The sequence below is a fragment of the Azospirillum sp. ST 5-10 genome (genome assembly GCF_051225715.1).
Classification (GTDB): domain Bacteria; phylum Pseudomonadota; class Alphaproteobacteria; order Azospirillales; family Azospirillaceae; genus Azospirillum.
Genome location: NZ_JBPJSP010000006.1, coordinates 199,366 through 221,870 on the forward strand (window position 1 = coordinate 199,366; position 22,505 = coordinate 221,870).

General features: G+C 71.5%; 21 protein-coding genes. 12 read left to right on the plus strand and 9 right to left on the minus strand.

The window, feature by feature from the left end; translation table 11 throughout:
* Nucleotides 1-39 precede the first annotated feature (39 nt).
* Nucleotides 40-279, plus strand: a complete 240-nt coding sequence (locus tag ACSBPG_RS09805; RefSeq protein WP_435536969.1) for a hypothetical protein — start codon at nucleotides 40-42, stop codon at nucleotides 277-279.
* 24 nt (nucleotides 280-303) lie between these two features.
* Here ACSBPG_RS09805 and ACSBPG_RS09810 read toward each other — a convergent pair whose 3' ends face one another.
* The 7 genes from ACSBPG_RS09810 to ACSBPG_RS09840 all read right to left on the minus strand — a co-directional run bounded on the left by ACSBPG_RS09810 (nucleotide 304) and on the right by ACSBPG_RS09840 (nucleotide 7,871).
* On the minus strand, nucleotides 304-1,245 hold the full coding sequence (locus ACSBPG_RS09810; RefSeq protein ID WP_435536970.1) for a metal ABC transporter permease: 942 nt from the start codon (nucleotides 1,243-1,245) through the stop codon (nucleotides 304-306).
* Between the two features lie 16 nt (nucleotides 1,246-1,261).
* Nucleotides 1,262-2,620, minus strand: a complete 1,359-nt coding sequence (locus ACSBPG_RS09815) for a metal ABC transporter permease (protein ID WP_435536971.1) — start codon at nucleotides 2,618-2,620, stop codon at nucleotides 1,262-1,264.
* Complete coding sequence (locus ACSBPG_RS09820) at nucleotides 2,617-3,444, minus strand: metal ABC transporter ATP-binding protein (protein ID WP_435536972.1); 828 nt, start codon at nucleotides 3,442-3,444, stop codon at nucleotides 2,617-2,619. Before ACSBPG_RS09820 ends, ACSBPG_RS09815 begins: the two co-directional genes overlap by 4 nt.
* Before the next feature lie 13 nt (nucleotides 3,445-3,457).
* Entirely contained in the window at nucleotides 3,458-4,438 is a 981-nt protein-coding gene (locus ACSBPG_RS09825; RefSeq protein ID WP_435536973.1) for a metal ABC transporter solute-binding protein, Zn/Mn family, read from the minus strand.
* 210 nt (nucleotides 4,439-4,648) lie between these two features.
* Nucleotides 4,649-5,545, minus strand: a complete 897-nt coding sequence (locus ACSBPG_RS09830; RefSeq protein WP_435536974.1) for an efflux RND transporter periplasmic adaptor subunit — start codon at nucleotides 5,543-5,545, stop codon at nucleotides 4,649-4,651.
* Nucleotides 5,542-5,757, minus strand: a complete 216-nt coding sequence (locus tag ACSBPG_RS09835) for a DUF1656 domain-containing protein (protein WP_435536975.1) — start codon at nucleotides 5,755-5,757, stop codon at nucleotides 5,542-5,544. The genes ACSBPG_RS09830 and ACSBPG_RS09835 overlap by 4 nt, the downstream gene beginning before the upstream one ends.
* On the minus strand, nucleotides 5,754-7,871 hold the full coding sequence (locus ACSBPG_RS09840; protein ID WP_435536976.1) for an FUSC family protein: 2,118 nt from the start codon (nucleotides 7,869-7,871) through the stop codon (nucleotides 5,754-5,756). The genes ACSBPG_RS09835 and ACSBPG_RS09840 overlap by 4 nt, the downstream gene beginning before the upstream one ends.
* A gap of 77 nt (nucleotides 7,872-7,948) precedes the next feature.
* Between ACSBPG_RS09840 and ACSBPG_RS09845 the strand changes: the two genes are divergently transcribed.
* Nucleotides 7,949-8,752: an AraC family transcriptional regulator gene (locus ACSBPG_RS09845; RefSeq protein WP_435536977.1), complete on the plus strand. Its 804-nt coding sequence runs from the start codon at nucleotides 7,949-7,951 to the stop codon at nucleotides 8,750-8,752.
* Here the strand turns inward: ACSBPG_RS09845 and ACSBPG_RS09850 are convergent.
* Nucleotides 8,710-8,931 carry a hypothetical protein gene (locus tag ACSBPG_RS09850; RefSeq protein ID WP_435536978.1) on the minus strand — a complete coding sequence of 74 codons (222 nt, stop codon included), beginning with the start codon at nucleotides 8,929-8,931 and terminating at the stop codon, nucleotides 8,710-8,712. The two genes, ACSBPG_RS09845 and ACSBPG_RS09850, sit on opposite strands and share 43 nt — an antisense overlap.
* Nucleotides 8,932-9,109: 178 nt before the next feature.
* Here ACSBPG_RS09850 and mntR point away from each other — a divergent pair, with 178 nt between their 5' ends.
* The 4 genes from mntR to ACSBPG_RS09870 all read left to right on the plus strand — a co-directional run bounded on the left by mntR (nucleotide 9,110) and on the right by ACSBPG_RS09870 (nucleotide 14,388).
* A complete protein-coding gene (gene mntR / locus ACSBPG_RS09855; RefSeq protein ID WP_435536979.1) occupies nucleotides 9,110-9,592 on the plus strand; it encodes a manganese-binding transcriptional regulator MntR in 483 nt (160 codons plus the stop codon).
* Between the two features lie 110 nt (nucleotides 9,593-9,702).
* Nucleotides 9,703-11,085 (plus strand): ABC transporter substrate-binding protein, encoded by a 1,383-nt coding sequence (locus ACSBPG_RS09860; RefSeq protein WP_435536980.1) that lies wholly within the window; start codon nucleotides 9,703-9,705, stop codon nucleotides 11,083-11,085.
* Nucleotides 11,082-13,001, plus strand: a complete 1,920-nt coding sequence (locus tag ACSBPG_RS09865) for an ATP-binding protein (protein ID WP_435536981.1) — start codon at nucleotides 11,082-11,084, stop codon at nucleotides 12,999-13,001. The genes ACSBPG_RS09860 and ACSBPG_RS09865 overlap by 4 nt, the downstream gene beginning before the upstream one ends.
* 7 nt (nucleotides 13,002-13,008) lie before the next feature.
* Nucleotides 13,009-14,388 (plus strand): sigma-54-dependent transcriptional regulator, encoded by a 1,380-nt coding sequence (locus tag ACSBPG_RS09870; RefSeq protein WP_435536982.1) that lies wholly within the window; start codon nucleotides 13,009-13,011, stop codon nucleotides 14,386-14,388.
* A 69-nt stretch (nucleotides 14,389-14,457) separates the two neighbouring features.
* On the opposite strand, the gene pobA is transcribed toward ACSBPG_RS09870, so the two are convergent.
* Nucleotides 14,458-15,630, minus strand: a complete 1,173-nt coding sequence (gene pobA / locus ACSBPG_RS09875) for a 4-hydroxybenzoate 3-monooxygenase (RefSeq protein WP_435536983.1) — start codon at nucleotides 15,628-15,630, stop codon at nucleotides 14,458-14,460.
* Nucleotides 15,631-16,145: 515 nt separating this feature from the next.
* On the opposite strand from pobA, the gene ACSBPG_RS09880 reads away from it, so the two are divergent.
* The 6 genes from ACSBPG_RS09880 to ACSBPG_RS09905 all read left to right on the plus strand — a co-directional run bounded on the left by ACSBPG_RS09880 (nucleotide 16,146) and on the right by ACSBPG_RS09905 (nucleotide 22,496).
* Nucleotides 16,146-17,492, plus strand: a complete 1,347-nt coding sequence (locus ACSBPG_RS09880) for an ABC transporter substrate-binding protein (RefSeq protein WP_435536984.1) — start codon at nucleotides 16,146-16,148, stop codon at nucleotides 17,490-17,492.
* Between the two features lie 77 nt (nucleotides 17,493-17,569).
* Complete coding sequence (locus ACSBPG_RS09885; protein ID WP_435536985.1) at nucleotides 17,570-19,294, plus strand: ABC transporter permease; 1,725 nt, start codon at nucleotides 17,570-17,572, stop codon at nucleotides 19,292-19,294.
* Nucleotides 19,295-19,297: 3 nt separating this feature from the next.
* Nucleotides 19,298-20,422 carry an ABC transporter ATP-binding protein gene (locus tag ACSBPG_RS09890; protein WP_435536986.1) on the plus strand — a complete coding sequence of 375 codons (1,125 nt, stop codon included), beginning with the start codon at nucleotides 19,298-19,300 and terminating at the stop codon, nucleotides 20,420-20,422.
* Nucleotides 20,423-20,429: 7 nt separating this feature from the next.
* Nucleotides 20,430-21,110 (plus strand): phosphoglycolate phosphatase, encoded by a 681-nt coding sequence (gph, locus tag ACSBPG_RS09895; RefSeq protein ID WP_435536987.1) that lies wholly within the window; start codon nucleotides 20,430-20,432, stop codon nucleotides 21,108-21,110.
* Entirely contained in the window at nucleotides 21,104-21,679 is a 576-nt protein-coding gene (locus tag ACSBPG_RS09900) for a histidine phosphatase family protein (RefSeq protein WP_435536988.1), read from the plus strand. Before gph ends, ACSBPG_RS09900 begins: the two co-directional genes overlap by 7 nt.
* Before the next feature lie 130 nt (nucleotides 21,680-21,809).
* The gene (locus ACSBPG_RS09905; RefSeq protein ID WP_435536989.1) at nucleotides 21,810-22,496 is read left to right on the plus strand and encodes a GntR family transcriptional regulator; all 687 of its coding nucleotides are present in this window, start codon (nucleotides 21,810-21,812) and stop codon (nucleotides 22,494-22,496) included.
* Nucleotides 22,497-22,505 lie beyond the last annotated feature (9 nt).

Below are 22,505 nucleotides of genomic sequence, written 5' to 3' on the forward strand. Positions count from 1 at the left end.
GGGCCGCTCCGGCCTCTCCCAGCGACAAGGATCGCCATCATGACGACACGTCTTCTCCTCGCCGCCGCGCTGGCGCTGACGCTCGGCGCCTGCGAATCGTCCGGCTCCCTGTTCGGCGACGGCGATGCCCGTTCCGGCTCGACCGCGGTCGAGCCCGGCGAGTACGGGAGCGACGACGGCGTCGCTACCGGCACAAGCGGCTCCGGCGGACTCGGCGACGACTGCCGCATGCGGCGTGTCGGCGACGAGAACGCCAACAACTCGCTGGTCTGCGAGTAGGCGGGGGACCGCCGGCGCGCCCGCTCAGGCCGCGGCGACGCGGCGGGCGCGCCGGCGCCGGCCGACGACGCCGTGGACCGGCGCCAGCAGCACCGCGAGCGCCAGCAGCACGCCGCTGACCACGGCGATCATGCCGCTGGCCGCCACCGAGCTCTCCAGGCCGACCCAGAACGGCCCGAACGCCGCCAGCACGTAGCCGCCGACCGCCGACAGGGCGGCGAACAGGAGGCTGAGCCACACCTGGGTGGCCAGCCGGTCGGTCAGCATGCGGGCCGCCGCCGGCGGGCAGATGAACATGGCGATCACCAGGATCGAGCCGACCGCCTCGAAGGCGGCCACGGCGACGAGCCCCACCAGCACCATCAGCCCGAGGTTGAGGAGCGGCGCCGGGAAGCCCAGGGTCGTCGCCAGCTCGGGATCGAAGGAGGACAGCGTCAGCTCCTTCCAGAACAGCGCGACGGCGAGCGCCGTCACGGCGAGCGCGCCGGCCAGCACCACCACCTCGTGGGGCAGGTCGGCCCACACCCTGGGGTCGCCGAGCGAGGCGAGGTCGCGCGGCGCCAGCCACAGGATGTCCTCGAGCTGGCCGTAGAGGATGCACTCCGCGTCGAGGTCGACGTTGCTGGCCGCCGCCTGCTCCATCAGCACCACGCCGGCGGCGAACATGACGGAGAAGACGACGCCCATGGCGGTGCCCGCCTCGACCCGGCCGTAGCGGCGCACCAGCTCGATCAGCGCCACCGCCAGCAGGGCGGCGGCGGCGGCGCCGACGAAGATGGTGCCGGTCGCCCGCGACCCCGCCACCAGGAAGGCGACGACGATGCCCGGCAGCACGGCGTGGGAGATGGCGTCGCCCATCAGGCTCTGCCGGCGCAGCACCAGGAAGTTGCCGGGCAGCGCGCAGGCCATGGTGGCGAACAGGGCGGCCAGCAGGGCCGGCAGGTCGAGCTGAAGGAAGTTCTGCATCTCCGCCGCTCCCTCCTCAGGCGTGCAGGCTCTTGGGCACGCCGCGCAGCCGCGGCAGCCGGCCGATCGCCGCGAGCTGCTCCTCCAGCCGCGCCACCATGGCGCCGTCGAGGACGTGCTCCACCAGGTCGGCGGAGCGGTCGACGTGGGTCGGCGCGAGGTGGGCGTAGCTGACCAGGAACTCCTCCCACAGGCGGTGGTTGCGGGTCACCCGCCACGCCTCCTCCTGCCCGTCCGGCGTCAGGGCGATGGCGGAGCCGGCGCGGCGCAGCAGGCCGGCGTGGCGCAGGCTCGCCAGCACCGCCGTCCGGCGCAGCGGCGACCAGGTGCCGACGATGCGCAGGCGCGCCGGGTCGACCGGGGCGGCCAGCGGGGTGCCGGCCGCCTCGGCCGCCTCGTAGAGGCCGCGCAGCAGGTGCTCGCGCTCGACGGCGAGGCGCAGGCGGGCGTGGCGCAGGGTGCCGGCGATCACGCCGCGGCGCGGCGCGAAGAACAGGCTCGCCAGGAACACCGCACCGGCCACCAGGACGATGATGCCGCCGGCGGGGAAGCGCGGCAGCAGGGCCGACAGCGCCGCCCCGACATAGCCGCTGGCGGCTCCGAAGCCGGCCGCCAGCACCGTCATGGTGCCCAGCCGGTCGGTCCAGAACCGCGCCGCCGCCGCCGGCACGATGATCAGCGCCACCACCAGGATCAGGCCGACCGCCTGCAGCCCGACCACGGTGACGACGACCACCAGCGCCATCATCGCCAGGTCGATGGGCGACACCGGCCAGCCCTGCACCGCGGCGTAGTCCGGGTCGAAGCAGACCAGCCGGAACTCCTTGTAGAGCAGGGCGGTGACCAGGGTGGCGGCGGCGGCGACGGCGCCGATCACCGTGGCGTCGTGGACGCTCATCGCCGCGGTCTGGCCGTAGATGAACTTGGCGATGCCGCCCTCCGCCCCGGTGCCGAGCGTCTGGATGTGGCTGAGCAGCACGAAGCCCAGGCCGAAGAAGACGCTGAGCACGGCGCCCATGGCGGCGTCCTCGGGCAGGCGGGAGTGGCGGACCAGCGCCTGCACGGCGAGCACGCCGGCGATCCCCGCGGCGGCCGCCCCGCCCAGCAGCACCGGCAGGCTGCGCCCCTCCGCCCCGACCGCCACCGCCGCCAGGAAGGCGAGGGCGATGCCCGGCAGGGTGGCGTGGCTGAGCGTGTCGCTCATCATCGCCCGCTTGCGCAGCACCGCGAAGGTGCCGACGACGCCGGCCGCCAGCCCGAGGAGCGCCACGCCGATCATCACCACGACCGTGTTGTAGCCGCCGCCGAAGGCCAGGACGAGCAGCACCTGGTCGAGGGACGGCCAGGCCACGGCGGTGCCGGCCAGCCCGCTCATCGCCTGGTCCCGGCGCGGGCCAGCGCGTCGGCGGCGTCGTCGAGCAGCGCCAGACGCCCGCCGTAGGTGCGCTGGAGGTTGGCGTTGGTGAAGGCGTCGGCCACCGGCCCGGCGGCGACCACCCGGCCGTTCAGCAGCAGCACCTGGTCGAAATAGTCCGCCACCGTCTGCAGGTCGTGGTGGACCACCACCACGGTGCGGCCGCCGTCGCGCAGGCGCCGCAGCACGTCGACGATGGCCGTCTCGGTGGCGGCGTCGACGCCGGCGAAGGGCTCGTCCATGAAGTAGAGGTCGGCCTCCTGGGCCAGCGCGCGGGCGAGGAAGACGCGCTGCTGCTGGCCGCCGGAGAGCTGGCTGATCTGCCGGCCGGCGAAGTCGGCCAGGCCGACCTGGTCGAGGCAGGCGCGGGCCGCCTCGCGCTCGCGCCGGTCGACGCGGCGGAACCAGCCGAGCCGGCCGTAGCGGCCCATCGCCACCACGTCGAGCGCGGAGACGGGGAAGTCCCAGTCGACGCTGCCGCGCTGCGGCACGTAGCCGACCCGCCGGCGCACCCGGGCGAGCGGCTGCCCCCAGAACGCGACGCCGCCCGACGCCACGGGGACGAGGCCGAGGACCGCCTTGATGAAGGTCGACTTGCCGGCACCGTTGGGGCCGACGATGGCGGTCAGCGAGCGGTCGGGCAGGTCGTACTCGACGTCCCACAGCACGGGCTTGCGGTTGTAGGCGACCGTCAGGCTGTGCACCGACAGCGGGCTGGCGGCGCTGTGCTCGGGGGGGAGGGCGGAGGGGGGGAGGGTGGAGGAGGGGAGGACGGAGGGGCGCATGGGTCTCACCCGGTCATTGCGCGGCGGCGAGGCGGCCGTCGAGCCCGCCGTCCGGCGTCTGCCCGCCGAGCGCGCGGGCGATGGTGGTGACGTTGTGGTCGATCATCCCGACATAGGTGCCCTCGTAGGTGCCGGGGGCGCCCATGGCGTCGGAGAACAGGGAACCGCCGACGGCGACCGCGTGGCCGCGCGCCGCCGCTCCGGCGACCAGCGCGCGCACCGTGCGCTCGGGGATCGTCGTCTCGACGAAGACGGCGGGGATCCTGCGCTCGACCAGCGTGCCGACGATCCGCTCGATGGTCTGCAGCCCGGCCTCCGATTCCGTGGAGAGGCCCTGGATGCCCAGCACCTCGAAGCCGTAGGCGCGGCCGAAATAGTTGAAGGCGTCGTGGGCGGTCACCAGCATCCGCCGCTCCGCCGGCACGCTGCCCAGGACCCGCCGGGCGTAGGCGTCGAGCCGGACGAGCCGGCCGCGGTAGGCCTCGGCGTCGGCGCGGAAGGTGTCGGCGGCCTCGGGGACGCGCTCGGCGAAGGCGTCGCGCACCACGTCCACCGCCTTCATCCACGCCGTCGGATCCATCCAGACGTGCGGGTCGTGATGGCCCTCCAGCCCGGGCGGCGCGATCAGCTCGTCCTCGCCGATGCGCTCGGTGACGGCGTAGACCGGCTTGCCCGTGGTGGCGACGCGCACGAAGGCGTCGGTCATTTTCCCTTCGAGCAGCAGGCCGTTGTAGAACACCATGTCGGCGTTGAGCATGGCCGCCATGTCGGACCGCGTCGCCTTGTAGAGGTGGGGATCGACGCCGGCGCCCATGAGCTGGGTCACCGCGGCGCGGTCGCCGGCGACCGCGCGCACCACGTCGGCGATCATCCCCGTGGTGGCGACCACCCGCAGCGGCTCCGCCGCCGCCGCCCGCGGGACCGGGTGGGCGGATGCCACCAGGGCCACCAGGGCCCCTGCCGCCGCCAGCACCCCGCGCCGTCCCATCCGCATCGCTGTCCTCCGACGTCTGCGCTCCTGCCCCTACCACATGGAATAGCCTTGGCTAAAATCAAGCGCTGCTGCTCGAAAGTGTAGTGGTTTCCATCCTGTGGGATGACGGGCTGTCGCTCCGGCATTTCGGCCGGACTCCCGCGCGTGCTGTTGCCATGCGCCAGCGCCAGCGCCAGCGCCAGCGCGGGCGCGGCAGACGGACCGGGTCCGTCATGGCCGCTTACCCGTGTCCGCTTCACCGTCAGCGGGAGTGATCTCGACGGTCGCCGTCATGCCCGCTGCCAGTTCGACGCCGGAAGGCACTCGATCGATGTGGATGCGGACCGGTATGCGCTGGGCAAGACGCACCCAGGAGAATGTCGCCGCCACATTGGGCAGGCCGAGATGGCCCGGCGCATCGTTGCTGTTCTCGATACCGCGGCCGATGCTTTCGACATGGCCGGTCACCGGCTGATCAAAGCCCATCAGCATGATCCGCGCCGGGTCTCCAACGCGGATTTTCTGGATCTTGGTCTCCTCAAAGTAGCCGGTGATCCAGAAGCTGGACGCATCGAGGACGGCGACCTTGGTCGCGCCCGCCGTTGCATGGTCGCCGGGGCGAAGCCGCAAATTGGTGACGTATCCATCGATCGGCGACTGGATGGTCGAGCGGGCAAGATCGAGTTTAGCCAGATCAAGTGTTGCTACCGCGGCCTGATAGGCAGCGCTGGCCGCCGCGGCCGCCCCGCCGGCTTGTTGTACGGCCTCCTGTGAAACGACGCCCTTGAGCTGGCTGTGCCGCCGCGCGGTCGCTTGGCGAACGATCATGTCCTGACGTTTCGCTTCGACGTCGGCCTCCGCCAGCGCCACTTCCAGCCGAAGCCGCTCGGGGTCGATCTCGTAGAGAATGTCGCCCCGTTTGACATACTGGTTGTCGGCCACAGGCACGGAGCGGATCGTACCGGAGACTTCCGGCGCGATCTGCACGACATCCACGCCGACCCTTCCATCGCGGGTCCAGGGCGTTCGCTCGTAACGGCTCCACGCCTGCAGGGCGACAAAGGCGGAGACAGCCACCACGCAGAGGGTCAGGGCATAGCGGCTGAACAGGGACAGAAAAAATTTCACGACAATAGTCCGATCCGTGGCAGGTGCTGCACGAGCAGACCGTAGATGAAGAGGAAGGTGGCGATTTCGACGAGTGGCCGATACGCGAACAGGCGGGAGATGCCGGTGGCGGCGAAGAAGCGCATCGTTGCCATGGTGGCGATCAGTGCAATGAATGCGAGGACCACCAGACCGGGGATGAAGACGCCTCCGATATTCAAATCAACGATCATGAGCCGGATGCTCCTCCCTTTGCCGTTCCACCGGAGCCGAGTGCGAAACGGAGGTCGATGAGCAGATCGAATGTCCGCGACCGGCTTTTGTGTGGGCTGTCCCCCATCATCGCCATCAACGTCTCGATGCGCCGATCGATGTCGCCGAGTTCGGCAGGCGTTGTCGGTCTCCTGACGCCGAAGCACGCGGCGATCGCGGACAGAAGGTCGCCTATCGCAGCGCCGGCCTCGCCCTTCGTCTGCGGGATCGTCTTGCGAAGCTGACCGGCGGCATGCCCGACGCGAAGATGGCGCAGCGTATCGTCAAGGACGCTTGCATAGGCTTTCCCGGACGCCCGTAGCCTTGGCAGCAGCAACGCCGTCCGGTCCATCATCAGACTCGTCCAGCGCGCTTCGTTTGGCGCGCCGCCCAGGGCGCGGCGACCGACATCCCGGCGACTGAGATGAAGCAGCCGATTGATCGCTACGTCCACCGGCACGGTCTGGAACAGAGACATGCTGACCGCCCCGAAACCGACCGCCGCAAAGAGCGCGATCACGGTGTTGAGGGAGGTGGCGAAGTCACCGGTGTAATCGGTGCCCAGTCCCGAGAGGATCGGGATGGTGAGGGTGATGCCCAGCGCCATGAACGTCGTCGGCGATCGTGCCTGGAGAGAACCGGCGAACAGGAACGTCGGGGCAAGGACCGCAACAAGAACGGCGAAGTTCGTGACCTGGGGAAGGATGACGAAGCTGTAGACGAGGCTGATCAGCGCCCCGTAGATTGAGCCGACGATATATTTGACGACAAATGGCACAGGCGCGTCGACGTTGCCGAACAAGGTGCAGCATACGCCGAGAATGGAGACTGCCGTTCCACCCTCCGGCCAGGCCGACCATATCCAGAAGGCGCAGCCGCCGAGGATACCGACGATGGAGCCAAGCGCTGCGCGGGCCGCCATCCACGGATCACGGTGATAGACATACCCCTTCGCACGCTTTGGCCCGTGAAGCGATGCCGGGTCACGTGAGCGCCCGCTGGCGGCGATGCTCAGCCCAAGCCTGTCGCAGTCATGAAGCAGGCCGATCATTTCGGCCAGATGGCCGGCAAGGTTGGCCCCCACCCTGTCGACAGGCGTCGCTGCATCTGTGCCCAGATGTTTCTGGACCGCTCGTGCGCGCCCAATCAGCCGAGCGGCCGCCGCCTCCCCATCATCCGCCTCCGTGGTGGCGATCCAGGCGCCGACGTCACCGGCCAATGCGATCAGTTCATCAGGAGCATTGCCGCCGCCCGTGCCAAGAAAATGTATCCGGTCTTCGATCTCCGTCGTGAGCAGAAGCAGCCGGGCGAGCCGGTCGTGAATAAGCCGCAGCGTCTCGCGCCGTGGTGTCACGGGGGCCGGATCATAGGGCAGGTGCGTCGCAAGCCCCTGAAGCGTCAGCAGGTCGACAGAAAGCCGGGTGCGGTCGCTGCGGTTTTCCTCTGCGGTCCCATTCAGCGCGTCGCCCGCCAACCGACGTGCGTCCAGCAGCGTTGCCGACAGCCTGCCGGTGAATTGGCCGGTCATCCGCTTCGGCAGGACGTAGCGATGAACCAGAACCGCGCAGAGAATCCCGATGGAAATTTCCTGGACGCGCACGGATGCGGTGTCGAAGACCCCACCGGGATCAAGCACGCTCGGGAAACCGATCAGGCTCGCGGTATAGCCCGCAAGAACGAGGGCATAGGCTCGTGGCGTGCGATCAAGCAGCGAGAAGAACAGGCACAGGCCGATCCAGCCAGCGAGGATCACGCTGCACACGATCGGGTCGTTCACGACATTCGGAACGATCGCGACCGTCGCGATCGCGCCAATGAGCGTCCCGGCGAAGCGATACACACCACGGCTGAGTGACGCTCCGGCGGACGTCTGCGAGACGATATAGACGGTGACGATGGCCCAGAACGGCTTGGGCAGCCCTATCCGCAGCGACACGTAGCAGGCCAGCATCGCCGCAGCGAAACTCTTCGCCGAAAAGAGGATTGCATCCGCATCCACCGTCATGGCCGGCGTGCGAAGGATGTTCGGTCCCGTGTGCAGCATTGCTGCACCGGCCTTGCTCAAGAGGGTGCTTGCGGGCGTCGTCGTCTTCATGCCGCCCGTTGTGACCGATTTGCAAAACCAGGTAAATTCGGTATTGTGCCATAAAATACCTAAAAACGGCCATTCTCATGCCCATGTCGCGATCCGCCGTTGCCGTTTTCGATCCCGACCTGACGCGTCTGCCCGCGGTCGCCCACAAGCTCGATTTCGCGGATCACGAGGCGGAAGTGCCTTTGCATGTGCATCGGAAGGGTCAGTTGATCCTCGCCTTGCACGGGGCCGTCACCTGCACTGCGGGCAACGAAATCTGGATCGTGCCCCCCAATTGCGGGGTGTGGGTTCCGGGTGGTGTGCCGCACAGCGCCCGCGCAACGGCAAATGCGCGGCTCAACTATCTGTTCGTGGAACCGGAAGCGGCAAAACTGCCTGAGAACAGTTGCACGCTTTCGATTTCTCCGATGATCCGGGAAATGGTCGAGCGCCTTGCTCGCGAGCGCGCGGATTATCTTGCCGACAGCCATGCCGCCCGGATTGCGCGGGTGGTACTGGACGAACTCGCGGAAATGCCGCGCGAGCGGTTCAATCTGCCGATTTCCAGCAATCCGAAGATCCGGGCGATCGCCGACGCTCTGACAGCCGAGCCTTCAGACCGCAGCACCTTGGGCGACTGGGCGAAGCGGGTCGCGATGAGTGAAAGATCATTGGCGCGCCTGTTGATCCGCGAGACAGGGCTGACGTTCGGACGCTGGCGACAGCAACTCCACCTCGTTGTCGCCCTTCGTGAGTTGGCGAGCGGCGAGACGGTGCAGAATGTCGCGGCCGGACTGGGGTACGAATCGGTCAACGCATTCATCACGATGTTCAAGAAGGCCCTGGGGAGCACTCCCGCTCAGTATTTCGCGCAACGCAGTGCCCCCACGCCCCCAGCCTGAAAAATAAAGGTGCCGGCGATGACCGGTCCGAGCGTCGCAACCCGGCGGCGGGCCGTGTCATAGGGCACCTCGATGCCGCGTTCGGCCAGCCGGTCCTCGTCATCCCGGTGGCTCGGCGTGAACCGGAGATGGAACCGGATCGCATGCCGGACGATCGCGCGGGAACTGGTGGCGGGCATGCCAGAGCGGCGACCTTCGGCGAGAACGCCGTCACCGCCGGCGGGCCGCCCCCGTCGATGTGACGACGCCAGCCGGAGTGACACGGCGGCCGCCGCGCCGGAGCGGGCAAAAAAGATTGCTTCGGCTAAGAATTCGTGCTGCCTTGGCGGGACAGACCCGCAGCGGAGGCGCAGCCCCTTGTCCGATGGCGTTCCCGACGGCGATCCGGACGGCGATCCCGACGGCCTTTCCGACACCGTTCCCGACGACGATGCCCGGGCCGAGAGCTTCCGGCAGGCGCGCAGCGCGCGCCGGCTGGAGCTGGTGGAGGACTATCTGGAGCTGATCGCCGATCTGATCGACGATCATGGCGAGGCGCGCCAGGTCGACATCGCCGCCCGCCTGGGCGTCGCCCAGCCGACCGTGGCGAAGATGCTGCGCCGCCTCGCCAAGGACGGCTTCGTCACCCAGCGCCCGTACCGCGGCGTGTTCCTGACCGACGAGGGGCGGGCCGTGGCCGAGCGCAGCCGGGTCCGCCACCAGGTGGTCGAGGCGTTCCTGTGCGCGGTCGGCGTCAGCCCGGAGACGGCCCGGCTCGACGCCGAGGGCATCGAGCACCACGTCAGCGCCGAGACCTTGGAGGTGTTCGAGCGCTTCCTGGAACGGACGGGACGGGGCTGAGGCGCCCCGCCGGCCCGGCGATCGCCGGGCGGCGCCTCCGACCGCCTGACGGGGGCGCCGGATGTGTGCTAGGACGCACCGGCGGATTTTCCGGAGGCGGGATGGTGCGTGTGGCGGTACGGTTCGTGCGGTCGGCGGCGGCTGGCTGCCTCGCGGCGCTGGCGGTGCTGGCCGCCGGCGGGGCCGCGGCGGCGGAGCCCGGCGGCGTGGTCACCGTCATGACCTCGTTCCCGGCGTCCTTCTACGAGCCGTTCCGTGACGCCTTCGAGGCGGCCCACCCGGGGCTGCGCCTGCGGCTGCTCAACCGCAAGACCACCGCCGCCATCGCCCGCATCCAGGACCGCACGGACGAGCGCGTCGACGTCTTCTGGGCCTCGGCGCCCGACGCCTTCGAGGTGCTGAAGGCGGCCGACCGGCTGGCGCCGATCGCGCCGCGGCCGACCGGCGCGCCGGACACCGTCGGCAACCAGCCCCTCGACGACCCCGACGGCACCTATCTCGGCTTCGCCCTGTCGGGCTACGGGCTGGTGTGGAACGCCGGCTACCTGGAGCGCCACGGGCTGCCGGCGCCGCGGGGCTGGGAGGACCTGAAGCGGCCGGACTATTTCCGGCACATCGGCATCACCGCGCCGTCGCGCTCGGGCACCATGCACCTGATGGTGGAGACCGTGCTGCAGCTCCAGGGCTGGGAGCGGGGCTGGGCGACCTGGCTGGAGATCGCCGGCAACCTGGCGACCGTGACGGCGCGCAGCTACGGCGTCCCCGACGGCGTCGCCAAGGGCCGCTTCGGCGTCGGCCTGACCATCGACTTCCTCGGCACCTCGGCCACCGCGGCGACGGACGGCATCCGCTTCGCCTATCCCACGGTCAACGTCTTCCTGCCGGCCAGCGTCGCCGTCCTGCGCGACGCCCCCAACCCGGCCGGGGCCGGCGCCTTCGTCGACTTCCTGCTGTCGCCGCCGGGGCAGGCGCTGCTGCTGCACCCCGGCATCCGCCGGCTGCCGGTGCGCCCCGACGCCTACGCCGCGGCCCCCGAAGGCTATCCCGACCCCTTCGCCGAGAGCGGCGAGGACGACCGCTTCGTCTTCGACCGCACCCTGTCGAGCAGCCGCTACGAGCTGGTCAACCTGCTGTTCGACGAGCTGATCACCTTCCGCCTGAAGACGCTGAACCGCGTCTGGCAGGTGATCCACGACGGCGAGGCGCGGCTGGCCGGCCGCTTCCACCCGTCCGCCGCCGACCTGCTGCGCCAGGCGCGCGACCTGGCGCAGGCGGTGCCGGTGGACGCGGCGGCGGCGGCCGATCCGGCGCTGGTGGCCGACCTCAGGCGCTCGTCGCGCGGGGTGCCGGTGTTGGCCCGCCAAGCGGAGCTGGAGCGCGACTGGCGCGCCTTCTCCCAGCGCAACCTGGAGCGGGCGCTGGCGTTGGCCGAGCGCGCCGCCGCCCGCCTCGCCGCGCCGCCCGTGGCGGACGCGCCGGGAACGGCGCCGTGAGCGGCGCGGCGCCGGCGCGGCTGGGCATCCGCGGCCGCCTGCTGCTGGCCTTCGCGGCGGTGGCGGCGCTGTCGGTGGTGGCCTGCGTCATCGGCTGGCTGTCCTACGACCGGCTGAGCCGCAGCCTCGCCGACATCGCCGACGGGCAGCTGCCGGCGCTCGGCCTGGCGGCGCGCCTGGCCGAGGAGGGGGGCGGCATCATCGCCACCGCGCCGATCCTCGCCGCCGCCCGCACCGAGGACGAGGTCGCCGCGATCCGCGCCGACCTGGCGCGCCGCCTCGCCACGCTGCGCCACCTGCTTGCCGGGATCGAACGGGGCACGGGCGGGCCGGCGGCCGAGCTGGCGCCGCTGGTGGAGGCGCTGGCCGGCAACCTGGGCGCGCTGGACGCCAACGTGCGCCGCCGCTTCGCCCTGGCCCGCCACAACCAGGAGGCCGTGGAGCGCCTGCGCTGGCTGCACGCCGACTTCCTCGACGAGATCGAGCCGCTGGTCGCCGACGCCCGCTTCAACATCCAGAGCGCGCTCGCCACCGTCGAGGCGGCCGCCGGCGTCGCCACCCCGGGCGGGGCGGTGCAGATCCTGCGCGACGAGAACCGCAAGAGCGAGGCGGTGCTGCAGATCGGCGCCAACGGCAACCTGGCGGTCGGCCTGATCGCCCGCGCCGCCACCCTGGCGACGCCGGAGGCGCTGGACGACACCGCCGCCTTCCTGGACGAGACGGCGGCGCTGCTGCGCCGCGACGTCGCGGCGCTGGGCACCTGGCCGGACGCCCTCAGCCTGTCGCAGGTGGTGGCGCGGCTGCTCGACCTCGGGCAGGGCGAGGACGGGCTGCCCGCCCTGCGGCGGGCCGAGCTGGCGACCGTCGCCGAGGGGCAGGAGCTGCTGGCCGCCAACCGCGGGCTGGTCGCCGCCCTGAACCGCCGCATCGCCGAGCGGGTGCAGGCGGTGGAGGCGGCCTCGCACCGCGCCGCCGCCCGTGCCGCCGTCGCCGTGGAACAGGGGCGCTCGACCCTGCTGGCGGTGGCGCTGGCGAGCCTGCTGGTCGCCGTGGCCGTCGGCTGGTTCTACGTGCGCCGCCGCCTCGTCTCGCGCATCGCGGCGCTGAGCACCGCCGCCCACGAGCTGGCCGCGGGCAACCTGACGGTCGCCATCCCGCGCGGCGGCGGCGACGAGCTGAGCGAGATGGCCGACGCCCTGCATCTGTTCCGCGAGGCGCAGACCGAGCTGGTGCAGGCCGCCAAGCTGGCGGCGCTCGGCCAGCTCGCCGCCGGCGTCGGGCACGAGCTGAACCAGCCGCTGGCCGCCATCCGCTCCTACGCCCACAACGGCGGCAAGCTGATCGCCCGCGGCCGGGTCGCGGAGGCCGCCGGCAACCTCGCCCGCATCGCCGAGCTGACCCAGCGCATGGCCGGCATCACCAACCATCTCAAGCGCTTCGCGCGGCGCCCCGACAGCCGGGTGGGCGCGGTGGAGCTGGCGCCGGTGGTGCACGGGGCGCTGTCCCTGTTCGCCGGGCGGCTGCGGGCCGAGGGCGTGGCGGTCGACCTCGACCTGCCGGGCGAGCCGCTGCGCGTGCGCGCCGAGGAGGTGCGGCTGGAGCAGGTGCTGGTCAACCTGCTGGGCAACGGGCTGGACGCCGTCGCCGGCCGGGACTGCCGCCGGCTGGCCGTGGCGGCGCGGCCGGACGGGGAGGGCACGGTGCGCATCGAGGTGCGCGACAGCGGACCCGGCATCCCCGCCGACGCCGCGGCCCAGGTCTTCGACCCCTTCTACACCACCAAGCCGCCGGGCGCCGGGCTGGGCCTCGGCCTGTCGATCTCGTACAACATCGTCAAGGACTTCGGGGGCGTGCTGGCGGTCGCGTCGAGCGGCCCCGAAGGCACCGCCTTCGCCATCACCCTCAACCGCGCATGAGCCGCCCATGACCACCGGGGACCCCATCGTGCTGGTCGACGACGACCGCGAAGTCCTGCACTCCAGCCGCCAGACCCTCGAGCTGGAGGGCTTCGCGGTGCTGGCCGAGGCGGCCGCCCGGCCGGCGCTGGCGCGGCTCGGGCGGTCCTGGCCCGGCGTCGTCGTCAGCGACGTGCGGATGCCCGACCTCGACGGCTTCGCCCTGATGGAGGCGGTGCGCGCCATCGACCCGGAGCTGCCGGTGGTGCTGATCACCGGCCACGGCGACATCCCCATGGCGATGCGGGCGGTGCGCGAGGGCGCCTACGACTTCATCGAGAAGCCGGCCGAGCCCGACCACCTCGTCGAGGTGGTGCGCCGCGCCCTGGAACACCGCCGGCTGGTGCTGGAGAACCGGGCGCTGCGCGACCGCCTGGCCGGCAGCGGCGGGCTGGAGGCGCGCATCATCGGCCGTTCCCCGGCGGTGGAGCGGCTGCGGGCGACGGTGGCGGCGCTGGCCGACGCCGAGGTCGACGTGCTGATCCTCGGCGAGACCGGCACCGGCAAGGAGCTGGTGGCGCGCAGCCTGCACGATTTCGGGCGGCGGCGCGGCGGCCATTTCGTCGCGCTGAACTGCGGCGCCCTGCCCGAGACGATCCTGGAGAGCGAGCTGTTCGGCCACGAGCCCGGCGCCTTCACCGGCGCCCAGGGCCGGCGCATCGGCAAGCTGGAGCACGCCGACGGCGGCACCCTGTTCCTCGACGAGATCGAGAGCATGCCGCTGCACGTCCAGGTCAAGCTGCTGCGCGTGCTGCAGGAGCGCGTGGTGGAGCGGGTCGGCGGCAACCGCCCGATCCCGCTGGACCTGCGCGTCGTCGCCGCCACCAAGGTCGACCTGCTGGCGCTGGCGTCGCAGGGCCGCTTCCGCGAGGACCTCTATTACCGGCTGAACGTCGTCACCGTGCCGCTGCCTCCCCTGCGCGAGCGGCCGGACGACGTGCCGCTGCTGCTGCGCCATTTCCTCGACGCCGCCGCCCTGCGCGCCCGCCGCCCCGTCCCGGCTGTGGGCCCGGCTGTGGGCCCGGCGACGCTGGCCCGCCTCGCCGCCCACCCCTGGCCCGGCAACGTGCGCGAGCTGCGCAACGCCGCCGAGCGGATGGCGCTGGGCCTCGGCGACGGCCTGGCGCCGGGGGGTGCGGGACTGCCGGGCGAGGCCGCGCCGGAGCCGGACGTCCGTCCGCTGGCCGACCAGCTCGACCGGGTCGAGCGCCAGCTCGTCGAGGCCGCGCTCGCCCGCTGCGGCGGCCGCATCGGCGAGACGGCGGAGCGCCTCGGCATCACCCGCAAGACCCTGTACCTGAAGATGCGCCACCACGGCCTGCACAAGGCGGACTACGCGGAGGAGTGAGGCGGGCGGACGGCCGCACCGCGGGCCGGACGGACCGCCCCCCTCGCCTCCGGACCGCCGCCGGCGTGATCAGAAGGGCAGCCCGACATAGTTCTCCGCCAACGATCCGAGCGCCCTTTCCGACGAGAACAGGTACCCCAGATCGGTCGACTGCAGCTTGTCCTCGTAAGGGGTGTGGTCCGGGAAGCGGTGCAGCAGCATGGTCATCCACCAGGAGAACCGCTGCGCCTTCCAAACCCGGGCCAGGGCCTTTCGGGAGTAGTCGTCGAGGCCCGCGTCGTCGCCCTTTTCGTAATGGTCGACCATGGCGTGATACAGGTAATAGATGTCCGACGCCGCGCTGTTCAGGCCACGCGCTCCGGTCGGCGGCACGATGTGGGCGGCATCGCCCGCCAGGAACAGGCGGCCGTAGCGCATCGGTTCGGCGACGAAGCTGCGCAAGGGGGCGATGCTCTTTTCGATCGACGGCCCGGTGACCAGCGAGGCGGCGATTTCGGTGGGCAGGCGGCGCTTGAGCTCCTCCCAGAACGCCTCATCCGACCAGTCCTCGACGGTGTCGGTCAGCGGCACCTGGATGTAATAGCGGCTGAGCACCTGCGAGCGCAGGGAGCACAGGGCGAAGCCGCGCTCATGCTTGCAGTAGATCAGCTCCGGCGACACCGGCTTGGTCTGGGACAGCACGCCGAGCCAGCCGAACGGATAGACCCGTTCGTACTCGCGCAGGACCTCCCTCGGGATCGACTTGCGGCTGACCCCGTGAAAGCCGTCGGCACCGATCACGTAGTCGCAATCGATGCGGACGATCCGGTCGCCGTCGCGGTAGGTGACGTACGGGGCGTCGCTGTCCAGGTCGTGCGGCATGACGTCCGCGGCGTTGTGGACGACCTTGCCGTTCATCCGGTCGCGCGCCTCGTAGAGGTCGCGGGTCAATTCGGTCTGGCCGTAGACGACCACCGAACTGCCGCCGGAGTGCTTGTGCAGGTCGACGCGGTCCATCACCCCGTCGTGCGCGATGAAGAAGCCGTCGTGGATCTCCCCCTCGCGGTCCATGCGTTCGCCGCATTGCGCCTCGCGCATCAGGGCGGCGAAGCCGTGCTCCAGCACGCCCGCCCGGATGCGGCCCAGGACGTGCTCACGGCTGTGCTTCTCCAGCACGATGGTGTCGACGCCCCTGAGGTGCAGAAGCTGGGACAGCAGCAGCCCGGACGGCCCGCCTCCGATGATGCAAACTTGGACTTTCATGACTTCCCCGATGAGTTTGCCCAGGCTTGGCTGGTCGACGGCCGGCCGCCGGGCGGCCTGTTCGTCCGAACGCGTTCCGGTTGGCCATCCCGAGAGGCCGCACCGCCGGCGGCGGCGATTGCGTCGTGCCGTGTCTCAAGCCTTTGTTCAGCGCGTGTTTGGAACGAAGAACCGCACCGCTGGCCGTCGGTTGCCCCGGCAGGCCATCCGCCCCGCGGACCATTGGACTGTAGACCGGTACGGCATGCGGCGGAATGGACGATGCTGGTAAAGATTTGCACTATTCGGGCAAAGTCGGGTCCGGCGCGGAGCCGCGGCGGCGGTCCGGGATGGCGGTCCGGCAATGACGGTCCGGGCTGACGGTCGCCCTGTTCCCGTCCTGACCCATGCTGCGCCGCAGCGGTTCCCTGCGCGACCCATGCCCGGGCGGCAGGCCCTTGCCGGACAAGGAGCGGGCGGTTGGCCCGCCTCTTGCTGATTGCGGGGCCACCAACCATTCCGGGAGGAAAACCAAGATGGCCATGAGGCGCCTCACCCTGGCGACGGCGTTCACCGCCGCGCTGCTCTCCACCACCGCCGCCGTCGCCGCGGAGCCGTCGGGCAAGCTGGTGGTCGTCACCTCGTTCCCCAAGGACCTGACCTCGGCCTTCGAGCAGGCCTTCGAGAAGGCCCACCCCAAGGTCGACGTGGAGATCATGAACCGCAACACCAACGCGGGCGTGAAGTACCTCCAGGAGACCGCCTCCAACAACGCCTCCGACCTCTACTGGGTGTCCGCCCCCGACGCCTTCGAGGTGCTGAAGGGCGCCGGACTCCTCCAGCAGTACCGGCCCAAGGTCGAGGGCATCCCGCAGAAGGTGGGCGCCTACCCCGTGAACGATCCCGAGGGCTACTACAGCGGCTTCGCGGCGTCGGGCTACGGCATCATGTGGAACACCCGCTACATGAAGGCCAACGAGCTGCCGCCGCCCAAGGAGTGGGCCGACCTCGCGGCGCCCGTCTATTTCGACCACGTCGCCATGTCGGCGCCGTCGCGCTCCGGCACCACGCACCTGACGGTGGAGACGATCCTCCAGGGCGAGGGCTGGGAGAAGGGCTGGCGGACGCTGAAGGCGATGTCCGGCAACTTCCGCACGATCACCGAGCGCAGCTTCGGCGTGCCCGACGGGGTCAACACCGGCAGCTTCGGCATCGGCATCGTCATCGACTTCTTCGCCCTGTCCTCCCAGGCCTCCGGCTTCCCGGTGGAGTTCGCCTACCCCACGGTGACGACCATCGTGCCGGCCAACATCGGCATCGTGAAGAACCCGCCGAACCAGGCGGCGGCGGAGGCGTTCGTCGACTTCATCCTGTCGCCCGAGGGCCAGGAGGTGCTGCTGAAGCCGGAGATCCGCCGCCTGCCGGTCAACCCGGCGACCTACGCCAAGGCTCCGGCCGACTACCCGAACCCGTTCAAGGACACCTCGCTGGGCGCCGCCGTCGACTTCGACGTCGACGTCTCGCAGGCCCGCTACAACGTCGTCGACGCGCTCTACGACCAGCTCGTCACCTTCCAGCTCGACGACCTGAAGGCGGCCACCCGCGCCATCCAGCAGGCCGAGACGGCGCTGGAGAAGACGCCGGACGACAAGGCCAAGGCGCTGGTCGGCGAGGCGCGCGACCTCGTCGCCGCCATGCCGATCAGCGCGGCGGAGGCCGCCGACCCGCAGATCGCCGGCGCCTTCACCGTGGAGCGCAAGTCCGCCAAGGACGAGGTGCCCGAGCGCCAGGCGGAGCTGGAGCGCAAGTGGGCCGCCTTCGGCAAGGCCAACTACGCCGCCGCCCGCGAGAAGGCCGAGGAGGCGCTGGCGCTGGTCGACTGATCCGCACGGGCGGGTCCGGCGCCGGCCGGGCCCGCCCCCGCCGCCCACCCCGATTCCGCGTCCGGAAAGTCTCCGCCATGACCTCTCTCGCGCTGCCGCGCTCCCGCTTCGCCGGCCTCGCCGGCATCCGGCCGGGACAGGCGGGGGTGGCGCTGCTGATCGCGCTGTTCCTGCTGCTGTTCCTCGTCGTGCCGGTCGTCCAGGTCGTCTTCGTCGCCTTCCAGGACAAGACGACCGGCGCCTTCACCTTGATCAACTTCGTCGACTTCTTCCGCAACGACCTGTTCATGCGGTCGTTCGGCAACTCCGTCTACGTCTCCGCCATGTCGGTGCTGGTGGCGACCGCGCTGGCCATGCCGCTGGCCTACCTGACGACACGGTTCGAGTTCCGCGGCGCCATCCTGATCCAGAGCCTGGGCGTCATCCCGCTGATCATGCCGCCCTTCATCGGCGCCGTCGCCATGCAGCTCCTGTTCGGGCGCAACGGCACGGTCAACCTGCTGCTGCGCGACCATTTCGGCGTCTCGGTCCCGTTCATGGAAGGGCTGAACGGCGTCATCTTCGTGCAGAGCATCCACTACTTCCCCTTCATCCTGATCAACGTCTCGGCCAGCCTGAAGGCGATCGACCGGGCCATGGAGGAATCGGCGCAGAACCTGGGCTGCCACGGCTTCCGGCTGTTCCGCCGCATCGTCTTCCCGCTGGCCATGCCCGGCTACGTCGCCGGCGCCTCGCTGGTCTTCATCAAGGTGTTCGACGACCTCGGCACGCCGCTCCTGCTGAACGTCAACGACATGCTGGCGCCGCAGGCCTATCTGCGGATCTCCTCCATCGGCCTCGCCGACCCCATGGGCTACGTGATCTCGGTGGTGCTGATCGCCTGCTCGCTGGCGGCGCTGTGGATCTCGGCCCTGGCGATGCGCGGCAAGGACTACGCCACCGTGCAGCGCGGCGGCGGCGGGCTGGCGCGCCGGCGCATGCGGCCGTGGGAGCAGGCCGCCGCCTACGCCGTCGTGCTGCTGATCCTGTTCCTGGTGCTGGCGCCGCACATCGGCCTGGCGCTGCTGTCGGTCGCCACCATCTGGTCCTTCAGCCCGCTGCCCGACGCCTTCACGCTCAAGCACTACGGCACTGTGTTCCTGGAGAGCGGCCAGTACATCTCCAACACGCTGCTCTACGCCTCCATCGCCGCGCTGATCGACGTGGTGGTGGGCACGGCCATCGCCTACCTGGTCCTGCGCACCCGCCTGCCGGCGCGCAAATGGCTGGACTACACCGCCATGGCGGCGCTGGCGGTGCCCGGCGTCGTGCTGGGCATCGGCTACCTGCGCAGCTTCTACGGCGTTGCCATGCCGTTCAGCGGGGCGCCGCTGTCCAGCTTCTGGCTGGTCCTGGTGGTGGCCCTGTCGATCCGCCGCCTGCCCTACGCGCTGCGCGCCTGCACGGCGGCCCTGCAGCAGGTCAGCGAGTCGCTGGAGGAGGCGGCGGAGAACCTGGGCGCCACCAAGCTGCGCACGGTGCGCCGCATCGTCGTGCCGCTGATGACCGGCGGCATCCTCGCCGGCTTCATCACCAGCTTCGCCACGGCCGCCGTGGAGCTGTCCGCCACCATCATGCTCGTGCATTCGTCCGGCGACGCGCCGCTGGCCTACGGGCTCTACGTCTACATGCAGTCGGCGGCCGGGCGCGGGCCCGGTGCGGCGCTCGGCATCATCGCCGTGGTGATCGTCGGGCTGGCGACCTACGCCTCGCACCGGATCATCGAGCGCAACCGGACCTCCGAGACGCGACGGGAGGATTGACCCTTGACCCACCAGTTTGCCCCCTCGGCGCTGGCCGGCGACCGCTCGGTCGCGGTGCGCATCGAGGACGTGGACCTCTACTACGGGTCCAACCACGTGCTGAAGTCCGTCAACCTGTCGATCCAGCCCGGCGAGTTCTTCGCCTTCCTGGGGCCGTCGGGCTGCGGCAAGACCACGCTGCTGCGCCTGATCGCCGGGTTCAACGCCGCCCAGCGCGGGCGGGTGATGGTCGGCGACCAGGACGTGGCACCCCTGCCGCCGCACCGGCGCGACGTCGGCATGGTCTTCCAGAGCTACGCCCTGTGGCCGCACATGACGGTGCGCCGCAACGTCGCCTTCGGCCTGGAGGAGCGGCGGGTGCCGCGGGCCGAGGCGGAGCGGCGGGTCGACGCCGCGCTCGAGCTGGTCGGCCTGCGCCACCTGGCGGACCGCCGGCCCTCCCAGCTCTCCGGCGGCCAGCAGCAGCGGGTGGCGCTGGCCCGCACCATCGTCGTGCAGCCCAAGGTGCTGCTGCTCGACGAGCCGCTGTCCAACCTGGACGCCAAGCTGCGCGTCCAGATGCGCCAGGAGCTGCTGGCGCTGCAGCGCCGCCTCGGCCTCACCACCATCTTCGTCACCCACGACCAGGAGGAGGCCAACACCATCTGCGACCGCATCGCCGTCCTGGAGGACGGGGCCATCCAGCAGGTGGGCTCGCCGCAGGAGCTGTACGACCATCCCGTCAACCTGTTCGTCGCCGGCTTCCTCGGCACCGCCAACGTGCTGGAGGGGGAGGTGCGGCCGGCGCCGGGCGGCGCCGGGACGGTCTTCGCCGTCGCCGGCAGCGACGCCCTGGTGCCGCTGCCGCCCGGCACCGCCCCCGGCGCCGCCGGCAAGCTGATGTTCCGGCCGCAGAACCTGCGGATCGGCGGACCGGGGGAGGCGCCGCCCGGCGGTCCCGGCGCGGCCCTGGCGGGAACGGTGCGCCACCGCGAGTTCCTGGGCGCGAGCGTCCGCTACACGGTCGACCTCGGCCGGCAATCGGTCCAGGTCGACAGCGCCCATCAGGCGGGGGAGCCGATGCTGGCGCCGGGCACCACGGTCGGTCTCGCGCTCGCCGCGGACCGGGTCCGTTTCCTGCGGCGGTGAGGGGCGCATGACCGGACGTCCCTTCACGGCGGTGGCCTTCGACCTCGACGGCACGCTGGTGGACAGCGTCGCCGACCTGCACGACGCCGCCAACCGCCTGCTGGCCGGGCTGGACCGCCCGCCGCTCGATCTCGCCACCGTCCGCGGCTTCATCGGCGACGGCGTCGCGCGGCTGGTCGAACGGGCGCTCGCCGCCACCGGCGGCGTTCCGGGCGGCGATCCGGAGCCCCAGGTCCGCCGCTTCCTGGAGATCTACGAGGCCGACCCCAGCGCGCGCAGCGTTCTCTACCCCGGCGTCGCGGCGACGCTGCGGCGGCTCGCCGACGACGGCGTCCGGCTCGGCGTCTGCACCAACAAGCCGCTGGTGGCGACGCGCCGGCTGCTCGCCGACCTCGGCATCGCCGGCGCCTTCGCGGCGGTCGTCGGCGGCGACAGCTACCCCACCCGCAAGCCGTCGCCGGAACCGCTGCTGGGCCTGCTGGGGCTGCTTGGCGCCGCGCCGCAGGAGGCGGCGTTCGTCGGCGACAACGAGCACGACGTCGCCGCGGCCCGCGCCGCGGGCGTGCGGCGGGTCTACGTCATGGGGTACGGGTACGCGCGCGTGCCCCTGGACCGGCTGCCCCACGACGGCGTGCTCGACGACTTCGCCGCCATCCCCGATGCCCTGCGCCGGGGATGGCCGTGCTGAACGCCGTCCTCTTCTGCCGGCACGGCGAGACGGAGAGCAACGTCGGCGGCTGGCTCGCCGGCTCCCGCGACGTGGCGCTGACCGCCCGCGGCCGGGCCCAGGCGGAGGACGCCGGGCGCCGCCTCGCCGCCGCCGGCGTGCGCGTCCCGGCGATCCACACCAGCCCGCAGCGCCGGGCGCGGGACACCGCGGCCATCCTCGCCCGGTGGCTGGGATGCCCGGTGTCGGTGGCGGTCGGCCTGGAGGAGCGGAACTGGGGGGAGCTGGAGGGCAAGGCCCTCCCCGCCGACCTGCTGCGCGAGCGGGTGCCGGGCGGCGAATCCCTCGCCGCGTTCCGCGCCCGGGTCGCCGCCGCGCTCGACCGGCTCCCCGGCGACGGCGCCGGACCGCCGCCGCTCGTCGTGGCGCACGCCGGAACGTGGCAGGCGCTGTGCTGGTGGCTGGGACGCGACCCCGGCACGGCGCTGCCGCCGAACGCGACGCCGCTCCTGCTGACGCGGGCGCCGGCCCCGGCTTCCCCGTCCGCCGCCGGCGACCCGCTCCCGCCGCGGCCCCGGGATATGGAATAAGGCGACCGGTCCGGCGGACTTTCCCCGATCCCGAGCAACGGCGGCCGCGGCGCGTCCGCCGTGCCACCTCCCTCTTGCCGTCCGCCCGCAGACTTGCCATACTAGTATCCAAGCTGCTGCGATGGACGTCATGCCGCTCTCCCACACCGCCACCGAACACCGCGGTCCGCGCCTCCAGGAGGTGTACGAGTCGCTGCGCGCCGCCGTGCTGACGGGGGAGATGCGGCCGGGCGAAGCCATCTCCGAGACGCGGGTGGCCGCGCGCTTCGGCGTCAGCCGCACGCCGGTGCGCGAGGCCTTCCGCCGGCTCGCCGACGAGGGCTATCTGCGCATCGTGCCGCAGGTCGGCACCTTCGTCGCGCCGATCCAGTTGAGCGCCGTGTCCGACAGCCAGTTCGTCCGCGAGACGCTGGAGTGCCGCACCGTGCGACTCGCCGCCGAGCGCGCCGGACCGAGCGACCGCTCGGCCCTGACCGGCCTCCTCGACCGCCAGCGCGAGACGCTGGCGCCCGAGCGCCACGACGTCTTCTTCGCGCTCGACGACGCGCTCCACGCCGAGCTGACCCGCATCGCCGGGCGTCCGGCGGTGTGGGACCTGCTGGTCGGCGTGAAGGCGCAGCTCGACCGGGTGCGCTTCCTCGCCCTGCACAGCGAGGGCTGGGCCGCCATGGTCCTCGACCAGCACCGGGACATCGTCGACCGCGTCACCGACCACGACGCGGACGGCGCGGAGGAGGCGATGCGCGAGCACCTGCGCACCGTCTTCGCGGCGGTCGAGAAGATCGCCCGGACCGGCAACGACATCTTCGAAACCTGACCCCCATTC